Source organism: Chloroflexota bacterium, assembly GCA_026389585.1.
In the GTDB taxonomy this organism is placed as follows: domain Bacteria; phylum Chloroflexota; class Dehalococcoidia; order UBA2247; family RBG-13-53-26; genus JAPLHP01.
In genome coordinates this window covers 1-19,359 of record JAPLHP010000052.1, presented here as the reverse complement: position 1 = coordinate 19,359, position 19,359 = coordinate 1, and the positions used below count along the sequence as shown (strand labels likewise).

Below are 19,359 nucleotides of genomic sequence, written 5' to 3'. Positions count from 1 at the left end.
CTGCAACTGCGCACTGGAGGGAAGCGGGGAACAGAGACCTTTGACGGGCATGGGGCCTCTCACGGGTTGTCAGATTCCCCCAACTGCACCTTTGCCTTTCTCAAATCCGCCGGGGTGTTGATATTGAAGAAGCTGAGATGCCTGGGATCGAACCCATCCATCTCCTCCTCTTCCACATACCTTACCTTCACCTGCTGAAAGAATCCCCTAATCCTGAGATCACCCTGTTCAATCTGCTGCCGGATGGGTTCCAGGCAGTTCCTGGAGTAGATGGCATGCAGCGGCTCTATTTCGCCTTTAACTCTGGGCATGACAACGTCAAAATTAGGCGAAATCTCCATCAGATAGTGCAGCAGGGAAGAACTGAGAAAGGGCATATCCCCCGCCACTACCAGGCTGTGGGACGAGACGGAGGCTGCCAGGCCAGTGTAGATACCGCCCAGGGCACCCTTACCAGGGTAGAAATCAGCTATGATCCTCGCCTCTTTTGCAGTTGCCAATAGAGCAGGGCCATGCTGTCTCTGAGCAATGACTACCAGAATCAGGTCACTGACCAGTTCCAGAACATCAACAACCCTCTGGAGCAGGGAGTGACCGCCCACAGGCTCCGAGAGCTTATCCCTCCCCAACCGCACCCCTTTGCCGCCGGCCAGTACAATCGAGTTCATCATTCACGCCCAAATCCAAGACTCCAGGGAATTGGGCTTTCCTATAATAGTCGAGAGGACATATATAGTTCAAGGATTCCAAGAAATAGAACGTTTCCTCCAGCAGGCAATACTTCAGATTGGTCAAAGGCTGAGACGACGGAAGAGTGTGGGGAATAAGAGACATGGATAGTATTATTGAGAAGGATTTGTGAGACTAACAACATCACATGAGACACTGATGTAACCTAATTATCGCAGACTTACCGATAGGTGGATTTCAGGTCTTCACTGGCGTTTTTAATGGTAGTGGTAGTGCAGATGAATTTGTGTGGGGGCATGTCCTGCCGAGCTGGCGAACTATGTCAACCCGGTTGTGTTTCCATCATCATTTCCCTGGCGATAGCTGCCGTCGCTCTCTGGGTGGCTCTGCGGGCGATGGGGCGGAAGGACGTTGGCTAATCGGACGGCCAGCTTGTCCGGACGCGGGTGGACATTCACCTGAGGGTTCTTGACACAGTCGCGCTAAGAATCTGACTGCGGCTCTTGCTCTGGTTCCACCTGTTTGGCTTCTGAGCGGTCGCGTAACCACTTATGAATCTGGTCCAGCGCGGGGGGAAATACGCTGAACACCTGCATATCCTGAGGGAATTGTATCGGGTGCCCTTCGCTGACGAAGAGGATCGCTCTTTCGCCAGCCTTCAGAGTCTCATCAATTTTCCTGGCAATGCCTTCATACCTTTTCCGAGAAGCCTCAACATAGAATTCACCAACCATCCGGGCCACCTTATCGCTCATAAAACCCAGCAGAAGGCATCTCTCCCAGTCCAGGCTCTCCTCAGCCAGTTCCCTGTCATCCGTGGCCTCTAGCTGAACACCATTCTGGCACTCTTCCCTGACGATCTGGCAACTGCTGAGATTGAGCCTCTCTATCATCTCCAGACCCTTTTCACCACCAACCACAACCAATTCGTGGTAGATGCGGTTGACCCTGCCGATCTTCGACTCCAGCCTGGCAATGTGGTCGCTGGCCTGCTGCCAGTAGAGATCAAATTTCTCCGAATACTCAGACGGAGCATCTTCGCCCCGAAATATCAGGGGAACGACGAAGAGCTTTCTCTCCTGTCCGAAGGACTCGACGGACGGCTTCTCAATTCGCCCCAGCTCTTCTCCCAATGCCTTTCTCTTTTCTGCGCGGACTGGTTTTCTTCCTTTGCTAGAGTGCCCGGCACTCCCTCTCCACGCCGTATCTTGTTATGGCCCGCTGCGGCTGAGCAAGGTTCAAACCTTTCTACCCCCGCTATGCTTGTCACTACCTGATTTCTGTCTCAGCCCTTCAAATCCCTTGAGTAACTCCTTTTCCTCACGGCTCAGTTTGGTAGGGGTGATTACCCTGACCACAACATACTCGTCTCCCCTGCCGCGATGGCTCAGGTGGGGAATACCCTTGCCCGTGATGCGGAACACCGTCCCGCTCTGAGCCCCTTCAGTTATGTCAAGATCGAGATGACCATCGAGTCCACGCACCTGCACCTGTCCGCCCAGAGCCGCTGTAGTGAATCTGATGTCCTGCTGAAGATAGATATCGTCGCCATGCCTCTCGAAAACAGGATGCTTCTCCACATTAAGAACGATATAGAGGTCACCATGAAGTCTCTCGCCTATCCCACCCTCTCCCTCAATCCTGATCTGCTGACCCGTGTCGGCACCGGCAGGGACAATCACTCTTATCTCCTTGGTTCCCTCGATAATGCCCTTGCCCTGGCATTCCTTGCAGGCCTTCTTCACGATCTTGCCCTTGCCCCGGCAATCGCCACAGACCATGATCTGCCTGATTATGCCATATCCCGACCTCTGCTCCATGACAACCTGGCCAGTGCCCCGACACTTGCGGCAATCTACCAGGCCATCAGACTGGGCACCTGTCCCATTGCATGCAGAGCACCTCTCGGCTTTAGGCAACTCCACAGTCTTCTCCACACCAGAGGCCACCTCCTCCAGTGTCACACTGAGGTCATACCTGAGGTCAACGCCCCTTCCAGGGGCTCTTCTGGTTGTGGTTCCCCCGCCAAAAAGGGTCTCGAAGATACTATCGCCGAAGCCCCCCAGCCCGGACTCCCTGAATAGGCTGCCAAAATCCACCCCACGGAATATGTCCTCCGGAGCATATCCCTCAAGGCCCGCATGACCATGCCTGTCATACAGGCTACGTTTTTGGGGATCACACAAGACTGCGTAGGCCTCGTTGATTTGCTTCATTTTTTCTACAGCCTGATCATCATTGTGGTTTTTATCGGGGTGATGTTGCATGGCCAGATTGCGGTAGGCCTTTTTGATGGTGGCTTCGTCGGCGTTTCTATCGATGCCCAGAACCTCATAATAATCACGCTTTGCCATCGGGCATCCTCTCACATGCAACTTATGATAACGCCGTCCCAGATACAGGGGAGTTTATCGCCTCCGGAGTGCGGAGGAGCGATTGCAGATGTCTTTCTACCAGCTCTATTCCGGATTCCAATGCTAAGAACAATAGCTCAGGGAGCATATCCCCCATGGGCCATCATACCGTAACCTCGTTCCTCTTTTCCTTCGCTGGTTCCGACTCGCTTTTCCTGTCCCTCGCCGGTTCTGACTCGTTCTTCTTGTCCTTCGCCGGTTCTGACTCGTTCTTCTTATCTGCCGGCTTGTCCTCATCTCGCTTGCCACTGGACTTAAGGTTGCTGTTCTCTGCGGCATTGTCGGTCACATAGAACCCCGGTCCCTTAAAAACAATGGGCACCGGAGAGAACAGGCGGCGGGCCTGGCTGGAGCACTGCGGGCAATCGGCCTCTACTTTCTCATCAAAATGCCTTTTTAATTCAAACCGTAGAGAACACGCATTACATTGATACTCGTAGGTCGGCATTCAATTCCTCCTATCACCCAACGGCAACTCCAACAAAGATCGAAAATCCTTCACTCTATCCTCAGGCCAATTTGCCCCGAAGAAGTAACCGCAAGTCCCCAATGTTTGCTCAAGCCTGTTCGGCACTCGCGCCGGTACAGGCCGGGCGACCATTCCCGGCAGGAAGTCGGTTTAAAATCATGGATACGGCAACAGGCTGGCTTGCCCTCGTCCAGGTGTTCCAGAAAAGCACATGCCCCATTCTCACGGCGTATAAGAAAGCTGCTTGTACCCGGCCAGGCCTGATCAGTGTACCTTTCCAGGAACTTATCCCACATAATCCCCAGTCCATCAGCAATGCGTTGCGCCTCCATCAAATCAAGGCGAACCTGATACTCTCTGCAACACTCACCGCAACGCAAGCACGGAATCGATTGTTCCATTTGCTCACAAAGGCTCCTGCTACCATCTGATAGACCACTGATTACAGAACCTTCATAGCGCCGTTCCATCCCGGATCTCTCTGACACCCACTTCCTACGGAGAGACTAATTCTTATAGCCTGGCTCTTCCCTCAAGTAGGGGCGGCTCACAAGAGCCGCCCCTCTACGTCCATTTTATTTATGGTCTACGGCTTAGTACTCCGGCATGGCCGGTCCAGCAGGGGCCCTTTCCTTCTCCGGGATATCACTCACCAACGCTTCAGTAGTCAATATCATCACAGCTACACTGGAAGCATTCTCCAGCGCCGTGCGGACCACTTTCAACGGGTCGATGATCCCCTTCTTCACCATATCCCCAAACTCATTCTTGGCAGCATCATAGCCATATCCGGGTTTGCCTTTCTTTACCGCATCCACTATCACCGAGCCCTCGGCTCCGGCATTAAAGGCAATCCATTTGATCGGCTCTTCGATGGCCTGTTTCAGAACCTTGATGCCGACAGCCTCATCGCCGTCCTTCAAAAGGGGCTCAAGGGCAACAGAGGCATTAAGCAAAGCTACTCCACCCCCGGGCAGTATCCCTTCCTCCACAGCAGCCCTGGTAGCAGAGAGGGCATCCTCTACGCGATGCTTCTTCTCTTTCAGCTCTGTCTCCGTCGCAGCGCCGACCTTGATCACGGCTACGCCGCCAGCCAGTTTGGCCAGCCGCTCCTGCAGCTTCTCGCGGTCGAAGTCAGAGGTAGTCTCATCAATCTGGGCCTTGATCTGCTTCATGCGGGCCTTGATAGCTTCATCAGAACCCTTGCCTTCAACGAAGGTACAGTTGTCCTTATCCGCCACCACCTTGCGGGCACGTCCCAGATCAGCCGCTACTACAGAGTCGAGCTTTCTGCCGACCTCCTCGGAGATCACCTTACCACCAGTGAGGGTGGCCATATCCTCCAGCATAGCCTTGCGGCGATCGCCAAAGCCCGGGGCCTTCACTGCCAGACAATTAATAGTGCCTCTCAGCTTGTTGACCACCAGGGTAGCCAGAGCCTCACCATCAATATCTTCAGCAATGATCACCAGGTTTTTGCTCACCTGGAGTATCTTCTCCAGTGCCGGCAGGATATCGGCTACGGCGGAGATCTTCTTATCGGTCATGAGAATGTAGGGATCCTCAATAACTGTCTCCATGCGGTCCGGGTTGGTGATGAAGTAAGGGCTGATGTAGCCACGGTCAAACTTCATACCTTCCACAAACTCGGTTTCGAACTGCAATCCCTTCGATTCCTCTACAGTGATGACGCCGTCCTTGCCCACTTTCTCCATGACATCGGCAATCAGGCTGCCGATCTGAGCATCAACAGCAGAGATAGTCGCTACCTGAGCGATCTGCTCTTTGCCGGATACAGAGATAGCCTTCTTCTTCAGTTCCTCTATCAGGATAAGAACGCCCTTCTCAATGCCCCGCTTGATAGCCATGGCATCTGCTCCGGCGGTGATGTTTCTGAAGCCGCCGGCGACAATCGCCTGAGCCAGAAGCGTTGAAGTAGTCGTGCCATCACCACACTTGTCATTGGTCTTCGACGAAGCCTGTTTCAGAAGCTGAGCCCCCATATTCTCGAATGGATCGGGAAGATCAATTTCCTTGGCAATGCTTACGCCATCATTGATAACCGTCGGGGGTCCCCACTTCTTGTCCAGGGCCACCGGCCGGCCCTTTGGTCCCAGGGTTGGTCTGACAGCATCAGCCAGAGTGTCCACACCCTTCTTCAGGGCTGTCCTGGCTTCCTGTCCAAAAATTATCTTCTTTGCCACCTTTCTTCCTCCTTTCCTAACTCTTCTTGGCTAGAATGTCGCTTTCGCGAACGATGATCAATTCTTCTTCATCAAGCTTAAACTCGGTCCCCGCATACTTAGCGTAAACCACCACATCTCCCACCTTGACATCCATGGCAATCCGGTTGCCCTCATCAGTCATCTTGCCGGGACCGATGGCAACAACCTCACCCTCCTGGGGCTTTTCCTTGGCCGTCTCTGGAAGCACAAGGCCCGTCTTGGTCATCTCCTCCCGCTTGGCTGGCTTAATCACTACCCGGTCTCCAAGCGGCTCGAGCTTACTGGTTGTCTTTGCCTTTGCTGACATCTACTCCTCCTTTCCTAATCCTATTTGATATTCTCTCTCATCGGTTGATTGATAAGACTCCAACTGTCTATGCTGGTGAATCTCGATATCTTTCCTCGAGACAACCTGCAACTAAAAGTATAAACGGGGCTGTGTTAGAATAATGCTTGAGAAATATTAGAAATGCGTTAGAAATTCTGGATGATTGCCTCAGCAGGCATGACAGATATGCCAGGAAAACCATGAGGTCCTCCCGGAGGGCAAGTTGAGTTAGCGATGGAAATTTCACACATGACACCACAGCAGCCTGATCTTCAAGCCACGGTACGGATGATTCTGAGGAATGCCATCGAAGCTCTTGGGGGTATCGCCGGTGTGGTAGCTACCTGGAGCGAGTCAGAGCACCGCTTCGTGGCCAGCGATTTCTACGGGCTGGATGGAAAGGCCCTGGACCAGCTATTACCCTTGCTAGACGAGGCCATACCTGACCTGGCGACAAGTGCCCGTAACTTCAACCTGCTGTCGGCACTCAACCTGGGGCCCCCTCTGCCTACCTCTGACCAGGGGGTCATCCTGAATCCTATAATCGCGCTGCCGCTGCAGATCGGCAACAGGTCGGTGGGCCTTATCTATATACTGCGCCGCCTGGAAGCAGATTCCTTCTCCAGACTCGATCAGGCCACACTAACCGCCTTCGCGAGGCAAGCTGCCATTGCCATCGATAATGCCAGGCTGGTCCAGGTGCTCTCCGATGAGAAAGACAAGATGGAGTCCATGCTGGAGGGAAGTGCCGAGGGCATCATGAGCATCGACGCCAGACGCAGGATCGTGGGCTTCAATTCGGCCATGGAGAAGCTCACCGGTTATTCCAGAGGAACAGTGATGGGCCAACCGTGCTATGAGATGTTGAATCTGCGCGACTGGGAAGGGAGATCGATCTGCAACACGACCAGGTGCCCCATGCTGATACGTGGAGAAGGTTGCCTGCCCACCTGTGAGTTACAGGGAAGGATTCAGGCAGCGGATGGGCAAGACATCGAAGTGGCCATGGTCTATTCCGTGGTCCGCTCCCGTGACCGGGGGCAGCCGCTGAGAGCCGTGATCAATGTTCGCGACATCACGCGGCTGCGGGAGGTCGAAAACCTGAGATCGGCCTTTCTCTCCATGCTGGGTCACGAGCTACAGACACCGCTCTCCATCATCAAGGGCTACACCGGTACCCTGGCCCGGAGCGACGCCAGGTGGAATAAGAAAACGCTGCGCAGTGGTCTCCAGGTGATCGAAGAGGAGTGTGACCGCCTGAGCAAGCTGGTAAACAGGCTGCTGCTCGCCTCGCGCATCGAGACCCGCACGGTGACCCTGAAAAAGGAGGAGGTACAACTACCCACCCTGGCCGGCAAGGTGGTGCGCCGGCTTGAGGCTACCACTGATAATCACACCTTCGGGATAGATTTTGATCCCGACTTCCCCGCGGTACACGCCGACCCGGACCGGATGGAAGAGGTCATCACCAACCTGGTGGATAATGCTATCAAATACTCGCCCCGCGGCGGCAAGATAACCATCACTGGTAAGGCAGATAGCGCCAATGTGAAGTTAACGGTGGCCGATGAGGGTATAGGTATTTCAGGGAGGGACCTGGAGCATATCTTCGAGCGCTTCCGCAGAGGAGACAACAGCCAGGTGAAGAAGGTGCGGGGAATGGGACTGGGACTATATATCTGCAAATCAATAATCGAAGCTCACGGGGGCAAGATAGAGATATCCAGCGAATTGGGAAAAGGTTCGCGCTTTACCTTCACCCTCCCTTTGCAGGAGAGCCTCTAAAATGTGGATGAGGATAGACCGGTGACCACGGTTTCAGGCAAGACGGTGCTCGTAGTGGATGATGAGCCACATGTGGTGGAATTTATCGCTATGAACCTGGAACTGGAGGGGTTTCGAGTGGTCAGGGCCGCCAATGGCTATGAGGCACTGGAGAAGGCAGCCAGGGAGATGCCCGACCTGGTGGTCCTGGACATCATGATGCCCGACATAGATGGGTTTGAAACCCTTGAAAAGCTCCGGGACATATCGGCGATTCCGGTCATCTTCCTTAGTGCCAAGGGAGAAGAGGTTGACCGTATCAGAGGTCTTGACCTGGGCGCTGACGATTACATCACCAAACCCTTCGGCCCGAGGGAGCTGGTTTCCCGCATAAGGGCGGTGCTCAGGAGGACAGAGCCGGCAACAGCGGCAGCCGGATCAGAGATCGCGGTTGATGATGAACTGCGGATCAACTTCGACCAGCGTAAGGTCATCGTCCGGGGGAAGGAGGTCCGCCTGAGGCCTACCGAGTACCGCTTGCTCTATCAACTGGTAACTAATGCCGGGAAACTAATGACCCATGAGATGCTGCTTTCCAGGGTGTGGGGAACGGAGTATCGTGATGAGGATCAGTACGTGCGGCTCTATGTAACCTATCTGAGGCAGAAGATAGAGAAAGACCCCAAGAACCCCAGGTACATCCTCAGCGAGCGGGGCCTCGGCTACCGCTTCAAAGAATTCGGAAGGTAGCGGCAATTCGCGAACCGCCCCTGCTAGCCCTGCAAACCTGTAGAATTACCACTCCCGTGGACCTTTGAGAAAACTATCCACGCCTTGTTTACTCAATTTCCGAAGGTTCTTCAGGTGAGCGTCCCCGTGAGAAGACGCTAAGAACTCCAGCTTCTGGCAGGATTCGAATTCCCCACACTCCCAGCAGCCCTGAATGACCTTCTTCCGGCAACAGTTCCTCATTTTGCACGCGGGCGGTCCACCACCAGCCCGGCAAGTCCGCTTGCAACGCAACCTCACCATAGCGCCAAGAACCTGGTAACACCGGTCGTAGTCCTCAAAGTCCTTGAAGACCTTGGACAATCCCTGAGCCACTCGGGCGAACTTGGCCTCTCTCAGCTTCTTTCTCAAATCCCTGGCCAGGTCAGCAACCTCCCCCTTATGCATAACACAGTCACCGCAATAAAGCCCGCAATAGGCAATCAGGTCACTGCTTTCCATCATCAACACTCCTTCTTATGCAACTTCAATTCAATCCCGGCTTTGGATGAAGCCTGAAACCTGACCGCTATCTCACGGAACTGTGGCCACAAAGCGTTTTCTATCACGCTTACACATCATTTGTACCACGTAGCGTCCGGTCATGGCGCCGCTGGGCAGGCCACCGCCCGGCTGCACCCATTGCCCCGCCATATAAAAGCGGTCCAGCCCGGGCAGAGTCTTCTTCATATTCAGGTTCACCGTCGCCGGCGTCATGAGCCAGCCCTCATAAGTACCCTGCCAGTTGCCGGTATAGCGATGGAAGGTAACCGGCGTGGCCACATCCCGCATCTCCACTTGAGACGACAGGCCAGGGAAACGCTTATCGAGCAGGGCCACCACCGTATCAGCAATCTGTTCCTTCTCGGCTTTGTAGCGCGCCATGTCCTGGCGAAGCGAATCCCAGTAGGGGTAATTGGACTCGATCATCACCGTGAGCAGTGACTTCCCCTCCGGAGCTAGGGTCGGATCGAAGTTGTGAAGGCGCACACTCAGCCATTTTCTCTCTTCGCCAGCGATCACCACCGGTTTGTCCAGGGGGAAAGCGAAACCGGAAACTATCTGGGGCATCTCCTCAAAGGAACGGTTGACCCCCAGGCCGATGTAGATCAGAGGAGAGAAGATAGGGATTTTCTCATAGTAGCCACGAATTTTCTCATTGATATACTTTCCACCGAGCATATCAAAAATGGTGGCATGTCCATCAGCCGCCGAGATCACATAATCAGCGCGCTGTTCGCTGCCATCAGCCAATTTGACGCCCACGGCGCAGTCATTCTACACCAGTATCCCGGTCACGCGTGATTTGTACCTAATCTCGCCGCCCAGGTCGAGATAACGTTTTTCAATGGCACGGGACAACTTCATAGAGCCGCCGATGACATAGCCGGCCGACTTTCGATGCAGCGCGGATAGAGTCATCATTATGAAGATGGAGGAGAACTCTGGTCGCCAGACCTGTTGCCAGGCATCCCGCAGCAGCGGGCTCTTGAACTGCATGGCAAATTCCTTCATTGTCATGCGGCTCCACTTCCTCAGATCGCCAAGGAAGGGAGATATCTTGAACATAAACCTCAACCCTTCGAAAGGCGTGTACATCTCAGGCGGCTTGTCCACAGGCAAGTCAAGGCGGCAGAAGCGGCGCGCAGCTTTGCAGTACTCACTGATAAACCTCGCATCCTCGGGTGCCAACTCCTTCATGTGCTGCTCCAGGCTGTCAAGGTCGCTGTAGATGTTGAAGGTCCTGCCGTCAACGCCTTCGACCCGATAGAAGTAATCGAGGTCTATTACCTGCTGCCCCTGCAAAGCACCCAGTTCCTGCCAGAGGGAATACAGCCCTGGCATGGCACCGCCAGGCGCTGAGCCCACCAGCCAGTGCAGGCAGCCGTCTATAGTGTAGCCTTTACGCTGCCATGCGGTGCAGAGTCCACCCGGCTTATCGTGCATCTCAAAGATGCTGGTCCGGTAGCCGTTCATCTGACCGTAGCATCCGGCAGACAGACCTCCAAAGCCGGCACCGATAATAATCACTGAGTTATCCATGATCTCTCCTTTCCCTGATGAGATATTTATGGCCACCCGACAGCAGGGAAAACCTGATCTATGCGACTCCGACCGCCATTGTACTGGCCATATCGGTGAATTTCAACAGTACGAATTGACATCCCACCCCGCGCTCCATAGAATCCACCCGGCTCACTTCCATCGCTGCAGAATGTCTGGCGACATTCTACCACATAAACCTGGCAACCTCAGCTTGGATACAAAGGGGCCGAGTACTCCGGTGTTCGTTGTTGACCCGATTGGATCGCCTGTACTAAGATTCATGCAACCATTGCGGCAAGACAAAAGGGAATGTTTGACAATGCTAATGTGGAAGCCACCAGCGCTAAGATAGAGGAGCAAGTGCATGGCAACAGAAGAATGGACGGTGCATGCGAAACTCACCGGCGAGTTCTATATAAGCGATGAGCGCCACTCGTCAAAAGCACCCTTGGTCGAGGGTCTGCGGCAACTGACGCTCTCCCCCGGGTTCAATGACGATGGCAAATGGACTGGGCTCCATGAACTCAATGCCGTGTTGTCGCTTCAGAACAAGGGGTGCACCCCGCTGGAGTCTCACGTGGTCTATGAGCGCTCGAAAGGGTTGGTCGACAATGTCACGGCGCTCGCCACGTTGGGAATAGGTCGGCCGGTGCGCGTATCCGGTGGTGTTTCTGTGAAGCGTCGCATCACCGACAAGCCACCCAAGTACCGCTTCATAACGCGGGCTACAGATACCACGACCACTGCCCCTCCGGCACCGCTTACAGCCGAACTTCTCGCCATGTCAATCGATGCAAGAGTACAGCGCGTGATTCGTTGGTGGGCGCATGGATTGGCCACGAGCGACGCCGTTGATCAGCTCGTTGCGCTGAACAACGCACTCGATCTGCTGGCGGGCATGCAGGAAGGCGCACTTGGCAGAGTTCGCCAGTGCAAGAGCTGCGGAGTTGAAGAGGCGATTGGCCCAGGGCTACGAGAGAGGGTTATCTATTTCTTGACCGATCTGCTGGGGTACACGCAGGCGGTGGCGACGGATGTCTACGAAAGCCGGCTTGACCTGGCCCATGCCCGAACTAACTTGGAGGAGTGTGATCTCCGGCGGTATCGTGGACTTGCGACCCTCGTTGCCGCCGCGGTGCGAACTGGAATCGCACGAGCTCTGGCTATCACTCTGCCGCCAATCCCAGAGCCTCTCCCATTCGACCTTCCCAGTGCGCTTCTGGACATCGAGTATGTTGAGCGTGAGATGGCGCAGGGATCGCCCAATGAGCCAGAGTAAGTCTTGTCCAACCACCTCATCGAGCAGACAGCCGCTTCGCAGCTGCAGCTCATCCGTCTAACGTTACATTTAATCCCTGCCCCATGACGGCCAATTCACAACTTCAAACATGAAGGGCAACTGTCCATTTGGTCACCCAACCTCAGCTTGGGTAGAAGGGAGGCCAACGTGAAGAACCACAGCCAAATACGACTCCTGAAACCAGTTGATTCCGCTACCAACAGGGATCGTGTCAAGATACCGTAGGAATTACCGATGTGAGTTGATGAAAGGGTATCTTTCATCAACTCAGCTTTATGTGCGTGACGTGCAGCGGCAAGAATGAACTGCTCATAATCCTGCGATTTGCATGTGCTTGGTTCCTCACAATCTAGCCGGTAGTGTATTGTTCGCCTGTATTGTTGGGTAGGTGAACAAAACGTCAGATTGTTCAGTGCCTACAAAATGGTTCAATAATTGGTATTCGCTCTCACACGAAATCACTGAGCACAAAGTCCGGCGATTCATTTTCAGCGTGATAAAAGGGAATCCTTCAGGAGCCCCCAAATTCGGAGAGTTGCCGAAGATGGGTTCTGCGGTCCCCCTTCTGGAGCGGGTCGGGTGGCCTTCATCCTGGGTACTCCTTGTCGCAGGCAGCACCATGAGTAAATATCACTTAGGTTAGCCTTGTCTCTTGTTAATGTTCTGCCTCAGGATTACCATTATGATAAGCGATTTCGTTCATCCCGCGTGGCGCGGCGAATTCTGGAAAGGAGCCAAAGGGACAAAGTATGAATGACAAGCATTCTGGCCAGCAGCCGCTGAGAGGTGTTCGCGCCCTGGAGTGGGGGGCCTTTCACGCCGGGCCGGGAGGCCTCGCTATCTTGGGTGACTTGGGGGCCGAAGTCATCAAGATAGAGCTTCCCAAGACCGGCGACCCCATTCGCGGGTTGGTCCGCTTCGGCAACGTCCCCGTGGCCAAGGACGGTCACAGCATCTTCTACGAGGGAGCCAACCGCCACAAGAAGAGCATTGCCCTGGATCTGAGTAAGGAAGAGGGCAAGCAGATCGCCTACCGCCTGGTATCGAAGTGCGACATATTTGTGACCAACTTCCGCGCCAAAGCCGTGAAGAAGCAGCGCATGACCTATGAGGACCTGTGTCAGGTCAATCCCAGGCTGATATACGCTGCCGTGTCCGCCTTCGGATCAAGAGGCCCCGACAGGGATGCCGGAGGTTTTGATTTCCTCGGTCAGGCCAGATCGGGGCTCATGTTGGCCGTGGGCGAGCCAGACATGCCGCCTCTTATCGCCCAGTTTGGCTTGATCGACCAGATGACGTCCATCACCATCAGCCACGCTATCCTGACCGCCCTCTATGCCAGAGAGCGCACCGGCCTGGGGCAAGAAGTGAAGGTATCTCTGCTGAGTTCCGCCATGTTCCTGCAGTACTTCAATGTCCTCAACGCCCTCATCATGGATCAGGACGTGCCGCGCCACCAGCACAAGTCCACTGACCCGCTGCGGAACTACTACAAGTGCCGGGATGGCAAATGGCTCTGCATAACAGTGGCCCACCATCCCACCGCCTGGCGGAACTTCTGCCTGGCCATCGACCACCCGGAGTTGGAGCACGACGGCAGGTTCAAAAACTGGGAGAGAAGGTTCGAGAACCGCGATGATTTCATCGCCTTCCTGGACACGGTTTTCGTCTCCAGGACGCGGGACGAGTGGGTCCCCATCCTCTCCGAACGCGATGTCTTCTGCTCTCCGGTGAACACCGCGATGGAGTTGATCAAAGACCCGCAGACGACAGCCAACGAATACATCGTCGAGACGAGTCACCGACTGTTCGGCAATATCAAGGTGCCGGCTTATCCCGTTGAGTTCAGCAAGACACCTGCCAGCCCCGGTTTCACGGCGCCCAAGCTGGGCGAGCATACCCGGGAGATACTGCGGGATATTGCCGGCTACAGCGAGACGGAAATCGCCAGGTTTCAGAATGATGGGGTGATCGACGGGGCCGGGTAGGCTCACTCTCGTCGAGTCTGGAGATCCGAATGAAATACGATTTCGACCTGGTATGTGATAGAATAAGCCGCACTCACGGAACTTGGCGAATCGGCCGATAATGACCTGACGCGACACTGCCGGCAGCTATCTAAATTGTTATTTGCCTTTTATTGGCTGTGAGTGGTTCTATTCAGGCTTGAGACACTCTTCCTTTGATACCTGATGGGCGACCGGACATCGATGCATCCAATCAACCTGTCGGCAAGGTCCTGACATTGATTGTGGAACTTGCAGGCATGGCAGTCACTATGTATCGCACTACATGCCAGAGCCCAACGTTCAATCACCAGGTCGTCATGTCTCTTGGGATACCACTTGGCTCCCCTTCGCCGTGCTTGTGTTTCTTGCTCTATTGTCAGCATGCTGCCCCCCCTCACCTCCTTCTAAAACGTGCTGGTAGGCTTGCCTCCAGCCCTCAAAAGGGGAGGAACCTTTCGAGTATCCCCACTATAGCCGAGGCAGCTTAATCTCAGATGAGGACAACCTTAGAAAATGATTAGATTCCCTGGCATCTGGACAAATCTTATAACCGAGAATAAGATAGGCAAGGCACCATAAAAGCCCTAATGAGGTGAGGTTCATGGACAACAAAACCAAACTCATTTTGCACAGTATTGTACGTCTACTGGATGATGCAACTGGTTCCCCTCAGGATGGTTCATGGCGGGCGAGAGCTGAGCAAATAGGACCCGATGATGAGAGTGCTCTGCGAATACTTGTCTTGGCTCTGAGTCTGAAAATACCAGCTGCGCAGGAAGCTCACGAGGCTGTGAGCGAGAGACTGGCGGGCACACATTCCCCTACCGCATCACATCTCAACAAGGGCTCGGCTTTGTGGAAGAAGCCATTCCTGCAAGATAGTGAGAAGAAGGCGATTGAGTCAGCCGTGGTGAACTACTTCCAACAAATGGGCCAGTTTTCATCCCAAATCCCTGAGGTCAGGGGTGCTTTGGAGCAACGTGAACTCGCTGGACGGCTTTCTGCGGCATCTGTGGTAGATAAGTGGGTCTCCAGTATGAGGCAACTCTCGACTGACCTGAAGACGATACTGAAGAAAGCTGGCTGAGCCTGGGAATTTCAGTACTTGGAGCCTGCCGAAAGAGGTGACCTGTCCTTGATCATTGTGCCAGCCCCAACCTCATCTTGGATACAAAGTGTAGTCCAATGCAGGTCGATTCTATAGACTGGGATCTACTTTTTGTGTCAGAATTCACTTGCAGTGAACAGGAGACATCCCAGAATAACCAGGGAAAGCAAGACCATCGCAGTCATGATAGATCTCTACTGTCACAGCCAACACGGAATTGATAGACCATGCCCTGAATGTAGTGAGCTCATGGTCTATGCTAAGGAGCGTCTTGAGAAATGCCCATTCCAGGAGGGCAAGACGACTTGTGCCAAATGTCCTGTCCATTGTTTCAAGCCTGCTATGAGAGACAAGATCAGAACCGTAATGCGGTATTCTGGGCCTCGCATGCTTCACAGACATCCCCTCCTGGCAATATGTCACTTCGTGGATCGATCAAGGAAAGAACCAGTTCGCCCTCATTAGAAAGCCACAGATTGCACTTCTGAGTGACCTGCTGCTGATCTTGTATACCACCCCAACCTCAGCTTGGATATAGAGGGAGTCTATAGAGGAAACCAAGAGGGTGGGCATCTCTGCCGCACCCTCTTGAGGGAACAGAGTCTTTCAGTTACTACTTCTTGATCACCACGAGGCAGTTCGCCATGATATCGTGCAGCCCCTGCTTCTTCTCCGTGAAGGCGATCATGATAAACCCTATATACAGTATTATGCCCGAGACAATCTTGCCGAAGTGTCTTCCGGTCGCCTTTGCAAAGGAAACCCGCTGACCTTCAGTGTCAGTGACTATGATACCCAGTGCCATCTTGCCAAGAGTTGCCTGACGGGATGAGCTCTCCATCAACGCATAATATAGCCATACCCCGATTAAGTCTGCTATGTAGCCAACGACTAATCCTACCAGTCCTGCCGACAAGATGAGGATGAAGTAGATGACCAAAACCACCACACTTACAAGCAGTCCATCAATCAAACTAGCCCCTAGCCGCCTCCAGAAGCCTGCGTACTGAACGGCTGAATAAAGTGCTGCTGGAGTGCCCGTTCCGACGCCGGCTGCCTGCAGAGTTATTCCGCACGAGCGGCAAAAACGGGCCTGGTCATCGTTTGTCGCCCCGCATTTGATGCAATACATAATTCCGTCTCCTTTCATCATGCGAGCAAGTGTTGGGTGGGATTATAACACGATTCCTGGAGTCTGGTATGATCTGCCCCAGTCATCATAGCACCCCAACCTCAGCTCGGATACAAAGGGAGACAGACTGAAGTTCTACAAGGCTGGTGGGGAGTAGGAGGCGGGCATCGGCTTCATGCCGCGGCATACACACTGCGCCCGGCGCCATAGTAAGCCTCATAGACGTGCTGGAACACGGCGGTGGTCTTTTGCTCGAACAGCTCCGGCGTGTAGGCTTTCGGCAACCCCTGGTCCAGTAGTTTCTCGATGGTCACCCGCACCTCGGCGCGGGCCTGCTGGCGTTTGCGCCAATCGAGCACCAGTTTGCCCGCCTTGAGCGTGTTCAGCAGCTCCCGAGCGGTGGCTTTGACCTTCTCCCTGTCCGCCTCGCTCAGTTCAATCTCCGGCTTAGTCAAGAGGTCGAAGAGCGCTAACTCTTCTTCATTAAGTTGTTCGCCAACGGCCCGCTGTTCTTCTTCATTCAGGCTCTTGGCAAAGGCCACCAGTTGTTGGAAAAACTCCTCGGCATTGAGGCTGCCCGCGTTGTAGGCGTCAATCATCTGCTGGAATCGTTCCAGATAATCCATGCGCGTGCGGTTTAGCCGCACCATGGCCATGAGCTTTTGCGCCACCGTTCCCTTGAGTTTCTCGTTCAGTGTGCGCTTGCGGCCCGTCATGAATTTCTTGGCCAGCTTCTCGAAGTCAATTCTGCTCAGGTCAACCCAATGCTCGTCGCCATAGGGCAGGCTTACCTCGCGGATGATGTAGCCCTCCGTGGCGATGGAGCGGTCGAGCAGGCCTTCCACCTGCTGCATGACCAGAGAAATGTCCGCCAGCGGGGTCAGGGCGCGGATTTTCTCGGCGATGACCTGCACGGGTGTCACCTCGGCGGCAAACTCATGCGCGGCCGGATCGGGCAGCACGGCCTTATAGAGCCGCTGCACGGTGTTAGCCAGATCGAGGTAGCGGCGCTTGATCTCCTCTGATGCCACCAGAGCCTCCACGGCGTCATCGAGCAGGCCGACACGCTCAAATCCCCCAGCGGTCTGGAAGGCCTTCAGTCTCACCCCCTGTTCCTGGCATAGGTTTCGGGTTTCTTCCAGCGCCTGCCGCAATGCCGCCACCAATGCGGACTTGTCCTCGACGGGCTTAGTGCCTCCGCCGCCCGCGCCGTAGATGGCCAGCGCCCGCTCCAGATTGCGGAACACCCCGGCATAGTCCACGATCAGGCCGCTCACCTTGCCAGGATAAACCCGGTTGGCCCGGGCGATTGTCTGCATCAGTGTATGGTTGCGCATGGGCTTGTCGAGGTACAGGGTCGAACAGATCGGCACGTCGAAGCCGGTCATCCACATGGCGCAGACAAACACCAGCCGGAAGGGGTCGTCCGGGTCCTTGAATTTCGTCTCCAGGTCCTCCTCCACGATGCGCTTGCGGTGCGGGCGGATGTCCAACCCCTTCGTGCTCATCTCCTGGATCTCGTTCTGTCCCTGAGAGACGACCACCGCCATGTCGGTCTCTTCCATCCGGGCGATGCGCTCTTCAATCTCCCGCCGGGCGTCGCCGTCCGCCCCGGCCCGTTCCGCCTGCAACGCCGCAACCTTCTCGCCCCAGTGCTTCTTCACCTTGTCGTACATGCGAATGGCAGTGGCCTTGTCGATACAGACCACCATGGCCTTGCCCTGAAAGCCCCGCCCGGTGAAATGCGCGACCAGGTCTTTGGCCACCGCCTCCAGCCGGTCGTCGCGGGTGATCAGGTGATATTCGCGGGCAAATTCCCGCTCCAGTTTCTTCTCTTGCGACTCGTCCAGTTCCGCCGCTTCCAGCAGGCGCTCCATGTCCGCGTTGAGATTCTCGTTTACCAGTTGCAGCTCGGGGATGCGGTTCTCGTAGTAGAGCCGCACTGTGGAGCCGTCGGCCACCGACTGCTGGAAGTCATAGACGCTGATGTATTCGCCGAAGACCTGCCGGGTCTTCTCCTCGCCCACGATCAGCGGTGTGCCGGTAAAGGCGAGGAATCCGGCGTTGGGCAGGGCCGTGCGCATGTTCAGCGCCAGGGTATCGTACTGGCTGCGGTGGGCCTCGTCGGTGATGACGATGATGTCACGCCGCTCCGAGAGCACCGGGTGGGCCTCGCCCTTCTCGGTGCGGAACTTGTGGATCAGGGTGAAGACATAGCGGTGATCCTCGCTGAGCAACTGCCGCAGGTGCTTGCTGCTTTCCGCCTGGGCGCGGCCTTCGGTCACCACCCCCGCCGAGGCGAAGTTCTTGTAAATCTGCCCGTCCAGCTCCTGCCGGTCGGTGACCACCACAAAGGTCCAGTTGCCCGGAACCTTGCGTAGCACCTTCTGTGCAAAGAAAATCATCGCCACGCTCTTGCCGCTGCCCTGGGTATGCCAGAAGACGCCCAGCTTGCCGTCCCTTTGCCGGATGTCGGCCAGGGCCTCCAGAGCGTTATTGACTCCCAAATATTGGTGATTCTTGGCCGTCAGTTTGATCAGCCCGCCCGGCACTTCCTGAAACAGGCTGAAGTTCTCCACCAGGTCCAGCAGCCGCGCCGGTTCGCAGACGCCGCGCAGCATGGTCTCCAGCGAGACCCTGCCCTCCTCGTCCTCGCTGCCCACCTTTTTCCACTCGTCAAAGTGCTCCCAGCCTGCGGTCACGCTGCCCACGCGGCTGTGGCTCCCGTTGGAGAGGATAATCAGGGCGTTGGGCCAGAAAAGCTGCGGCACGGTGTCCTTGTAGTCGCGCAGGTTGCCGGTGAAGGCAGTCTCCAGGCGGCGGTGGGCAGCCTTGAGTTCGATCAGAACCAGGGGCAGGCCGTTGACAAAACCCACCAGGTCGGCTCGGCGGGTGTGATCTTGCATGGTCGCCTGGCGCACGATCACCCACACTCTCTCGTCGAGGGCCTTCTCGCCTTCCTGGGTTGCGAATTCCGGCCAGAGGTCGGCCAGGAACAGCTTTTCAGACTGTGTCGAGTACTGCTTGAGGTTCACTTTTCTCCTTTTCCTGAGCATTAGTTTTTGGTTCATTTTGAGTGTACATAAGTTGTTCCTGGAAGGCTACC

General features: G+C 55.1%; 17 protein-coding genes and 1 pseudogene. 7 read left to right on the top strand and 11 right to left on the bottom strand.

Annotated elements, in window-relative coordinates; translation table 11 throughout:
- Positions 1-59: 59 nt before the first annotated feature.
- On the bottom strand, positions 60-671 hold the full coding sequence (locus tag NTZ04_04340) for a molybdenum cofactor guanylyltransferase (GenBank protein ID MCX5991545.1): 612 nt from the start codon (positions 669-671) through the stop codon (positions 60-62).
- Between the two features lie 279 nt (positions 672-950).
- Here NTZ04_04340 and NTZ04_04335 point away from each other — a divergent pair, with 279 nt between their 5' ends.
- Positions 951-1,109, top strand: a complete 159-nt coding sequence (locus NTZ04_04335; GenBank protein ID MCX5991544.1) for a hypothetical protein — start codon at positions 951-953, stop codon at positions 1,107-1,109.
- Positions 1,110-1,172: 63 nt separating this feature from the next.
- On the opposite strand, the gene NTZ04_04330 is transcribed toward NTZ04_04335, so the two are convergent.
- The 6 genes from NTZ04_04330 to groES form a co-directional block, all read right to left on the bottom strand.
- Entirely contained in the window at positions 1,173-1,823 is a 651-nt protein-coding gene (locus tag NTZ04_04330) for a hypothetical protein (protein MCX5991543.1), read from the bottom strand.
- 105 nt (positions 1,824-1,928) lie between these two features.
- Positions 1,929-3,044, bottom strand: coding sequence for a molecular chaperone DnaJ (dnaJ, locus tag NTZ04_04325; protein MCX5991542.1), 1,116 nt, complete (start codon positions 3,042-3,044; stop codon positions 1,929-1,931).
- Between the two features lie 163 nt (positions 3,045-3,207).
- A complete protein-coding gene (locus NTZ04_04320) occupies positions 3,208-3,552 on the bottom strand; it encodes a zinc ribbon domain-containing protein (GenBank protein ID MCX5991541.1) in 345 nt (114 codons plus the stop codon).
- Between the two features lie 50 nt (positions 3,553-3,602).
- Positions 3,603-3,974 carry a YkgJ family cysteine cluster protein gene (locus tag NTZ04_04315; GenBank protein MCX5991540.1) on the bottom strand — a complete coding sequence of 124 codons (372 nt, stop codon included), beginning with the start codon at positions 3,972-3,974 and terminating at the stop codon, positions 3,603-3,605.
- A 192-nt stretch (positions 3,975-4,166) separates the two neighbouring features.
- Complete coding sequence (gene groL, locus NTZ04_04310; protein ID MCX5991539.1) at positions 4,167-5,777, bottom strand: chaperonin GroEL; 1,611 nt, start codon at positions 5,775-5,777, stop codon at positions 4,167-4,169.
- Between the two features lie 16 nt (positions 5,778-5,793).
- Positions 5,794-6,105 (bottom strand): co-chaperone GroES, encoded by a 312-nt coding sequence (gene groES, locus NTZ04_04305; protein MCX5991538.1) that lies wholly within the window; start codon positions 6,103-6,105, stop codon positions 5,794-5,796.
- Positions 6,106-6,360: 255 nt separating this feature from the next.
- Between groES and NTZ04_04300 the strand changes: the two genes are divergently transcribed.
- Positions 6,361-7,911, top strand: a complete 1,551-nt coding sequence (locus tag NTZ04_04300; GenBank protein ID MCX5991537.1) for an ATP-binding protein — start codon at positions 6,361-6,363, stop codon at positions 7,909-7,911.
- 21 nt (positions 7,912-7,932) lie between these two features.
- Positions 7,933-8,640, top strand: coding sequence for a response regulator transcription factor (locus NTZ04_04295; protein MCX5991536.1), 708 nt, complete (start codon positions 7,933-7,935; stop codon positions 8,638-8,640).
- A 45-nt stretch (positions 8,641-8,685) separates the two neighbouring features.
- Here the strand turns inward: NTZ04_04295 and NTZ04_04290 are convergent, their stop codons facing one another.
- Positions 8,686-9,123 (bottom strand): DUF3795 domain-containing protein, encoded by a 438-nt coding sequence (locus NTZ04_04290; GenBank protein MCX5991535.1) that lies wholly within the window; start codon positions 9,121-9,123, stop codon positions 8,686-8,688.
- A gap of 69 nt (positions 9,124-9,192) precedes the next feature.
- A pseudogene (locus NTZ04_04285) lies at positions 9,193-10,701 on the bottom strand (NAD(P)/FAD-dependent oxidoreductase).
- A gap of 367 nt (positions 10,702-11,068) precedes the next feature.
- On the opposite strand from NTZ04_04285, the gene NTZ04_04280 reads away from it, so the two are divergent.
- From NTZ04_04280 to NTZ04_04265, 4 genes are all read left to right on the top strand, one after another.
- Positions 11,069-11,983, top strand: coding sequence for a hypothetical protein (locus NTZ04_04280; protein MCX5991534.1), 915 nt, complete (start codon positions 11,069-11,071; stop codon positions 11,981-11,983).
- A gap of 770 nt (positions 11,984-12,753) precedes the next feature.
- On the top strand, positions 12,754-13,992 hold the full coding sequence (locus tag NTZ04_04275) for a CoA transferase (protein ID MCX5991533.1): 1,239 nt from the start codon (positions 12,754-12,756) through the stop codon (positions 13,990-13,992).
- A 622-nt stretch (positions 13,993-14,614) separates the two neighbouring features.
- Entirely contained in the window at positions 14,615-15,100 is a 486-nt protein-coding gene (locus NTZ04_04270) for a hypothetical protein (protein ID MCX5991532.1), read from the top strand.
- A 153-nt stretch (positions 15,101-15,253) separates the two neighbouring features.
- Positions 15,254-15,586 carry a nitrous oxide-stimulated promoter family protein gene (locus tag NTZ04_04265; GenBank protein MCX5991531.1) on the top strand — a complete coding sequence of 111 codons (333 nt, stop codon included), beginning with the start codon at positions 15,254-15,256 and terminating at the stop codon, positions 15,584-15,586.
- A gap of 148 nt (positions 15,587-15,734) precedes the next feature.
- Here NTZ04_04265 and NTZ04_04260 read toward each other — a convergent pair whose 3' ends face one another.
- Positions 15,735-16,253, bottom strand: a complete 519-nt coding sequence (locus NTZ04_04260; protein MCX5991530.1) for an RDD family protein — start codon at positions 16,251-16,253, stop codon at positions 15,735-15,737.
- 173 nt (positions 16,254-16,426) lie between these two features.
- A complete protein-coding gene (locus NTZ04_04255; protein ID MCX5991529.1) occupies positions 16,427-19,288 on the bottom strand; it encodes a type I restriction endonuclease subunit R in 2,862 nt (953 codons plus the stop codon).
- Positions 19,289-19,359: the final 71 nt, after the last annotated feature.

Bases quoted from the DNA above. Each gene is read 5' to 3' on its own strand.
- NTZ04_04300 (MCX5991537.1), top strand. From the start codon at position 6,361: ATGGAAATTTCACACATGACACCACAGCAGCCTGATCTTCAAGCCACG.
- NTZ04_04340 (MCX5991545.1), bottom strand. From the start codon at position 671: ATGATGAACTCGATTGTACTGGCCGGCGGCAAAGGGGTGCGGTTGGGG.
- groES (MCX5991538.1), bottom strand. From the start codon at position 6,105: ATGTCAGCAAAGGCAAAGACAACCAGTAAGCTCGAGCCGCTTGGAGAC.
- NTZ04_04335 (MCX5991544.1), top strand. From the start codon at position 951: ATGGTAGTGGTAGTGCAGATGAATTTGTGTGGGGGCATGTCCTGCCGA.
- NTZ04_04260 (MCX5991530.1), bottom strand. From the start codon at position 16,253: ATGTATTGCATCAAATGCGGGGCGACAAACGATGACCAGGCCCGTTTT.
- dnaJ (MCX5991542.1), bottom strand. From the start codon at position 3,044: ATGGCAAAGCGTGATTATTATGAGGTTCTGGGCATCGATAGAAACGCC.
- NTZ04_04280 (MCX5991534.1), top strand. From the start codon at position 11,069: ATGGCAACAGAAGAATGGACGGTGCATGCGAAACTCACCGGCGAGTTC.
- NTZ04_04320 (MCX5991541.1), bottom strand. From the start codon at position 3,552: ATGCCGACCTACGAGTATCAATGTAATGCGTGTTCTCTACGGTTTGAA.
- NTZ04_04315 (MCX5991540.1), bottom strand. From the start codon at position 3,974: ATGGAACAATCGATTCCGTGCTTGCGTTGCGGTGAGTGTTGCAGAGAG.
- NTZ04_04290 (MCX5991535.1), bottom strand. From the start codon at position 9,123: ATGATGGAAAGCAGTGACCTGATTGCCTATTGCGGGCTTTATTGCGGT.
- NTZ04_04275 (MCX5991533.1), top strand. From the start codon at position 12,754: ATGAATGACAAGCATTCTGGCCAGCAGCCGCTGAGAGGTGTTCGCGCC.
- NTZ04_04270 (MCX5991532.1), top strand. From the start codon at position 14,615: ATGGACAACAAAACCAAACTCATTTTGCACAGTATTGTACGTCTACTG.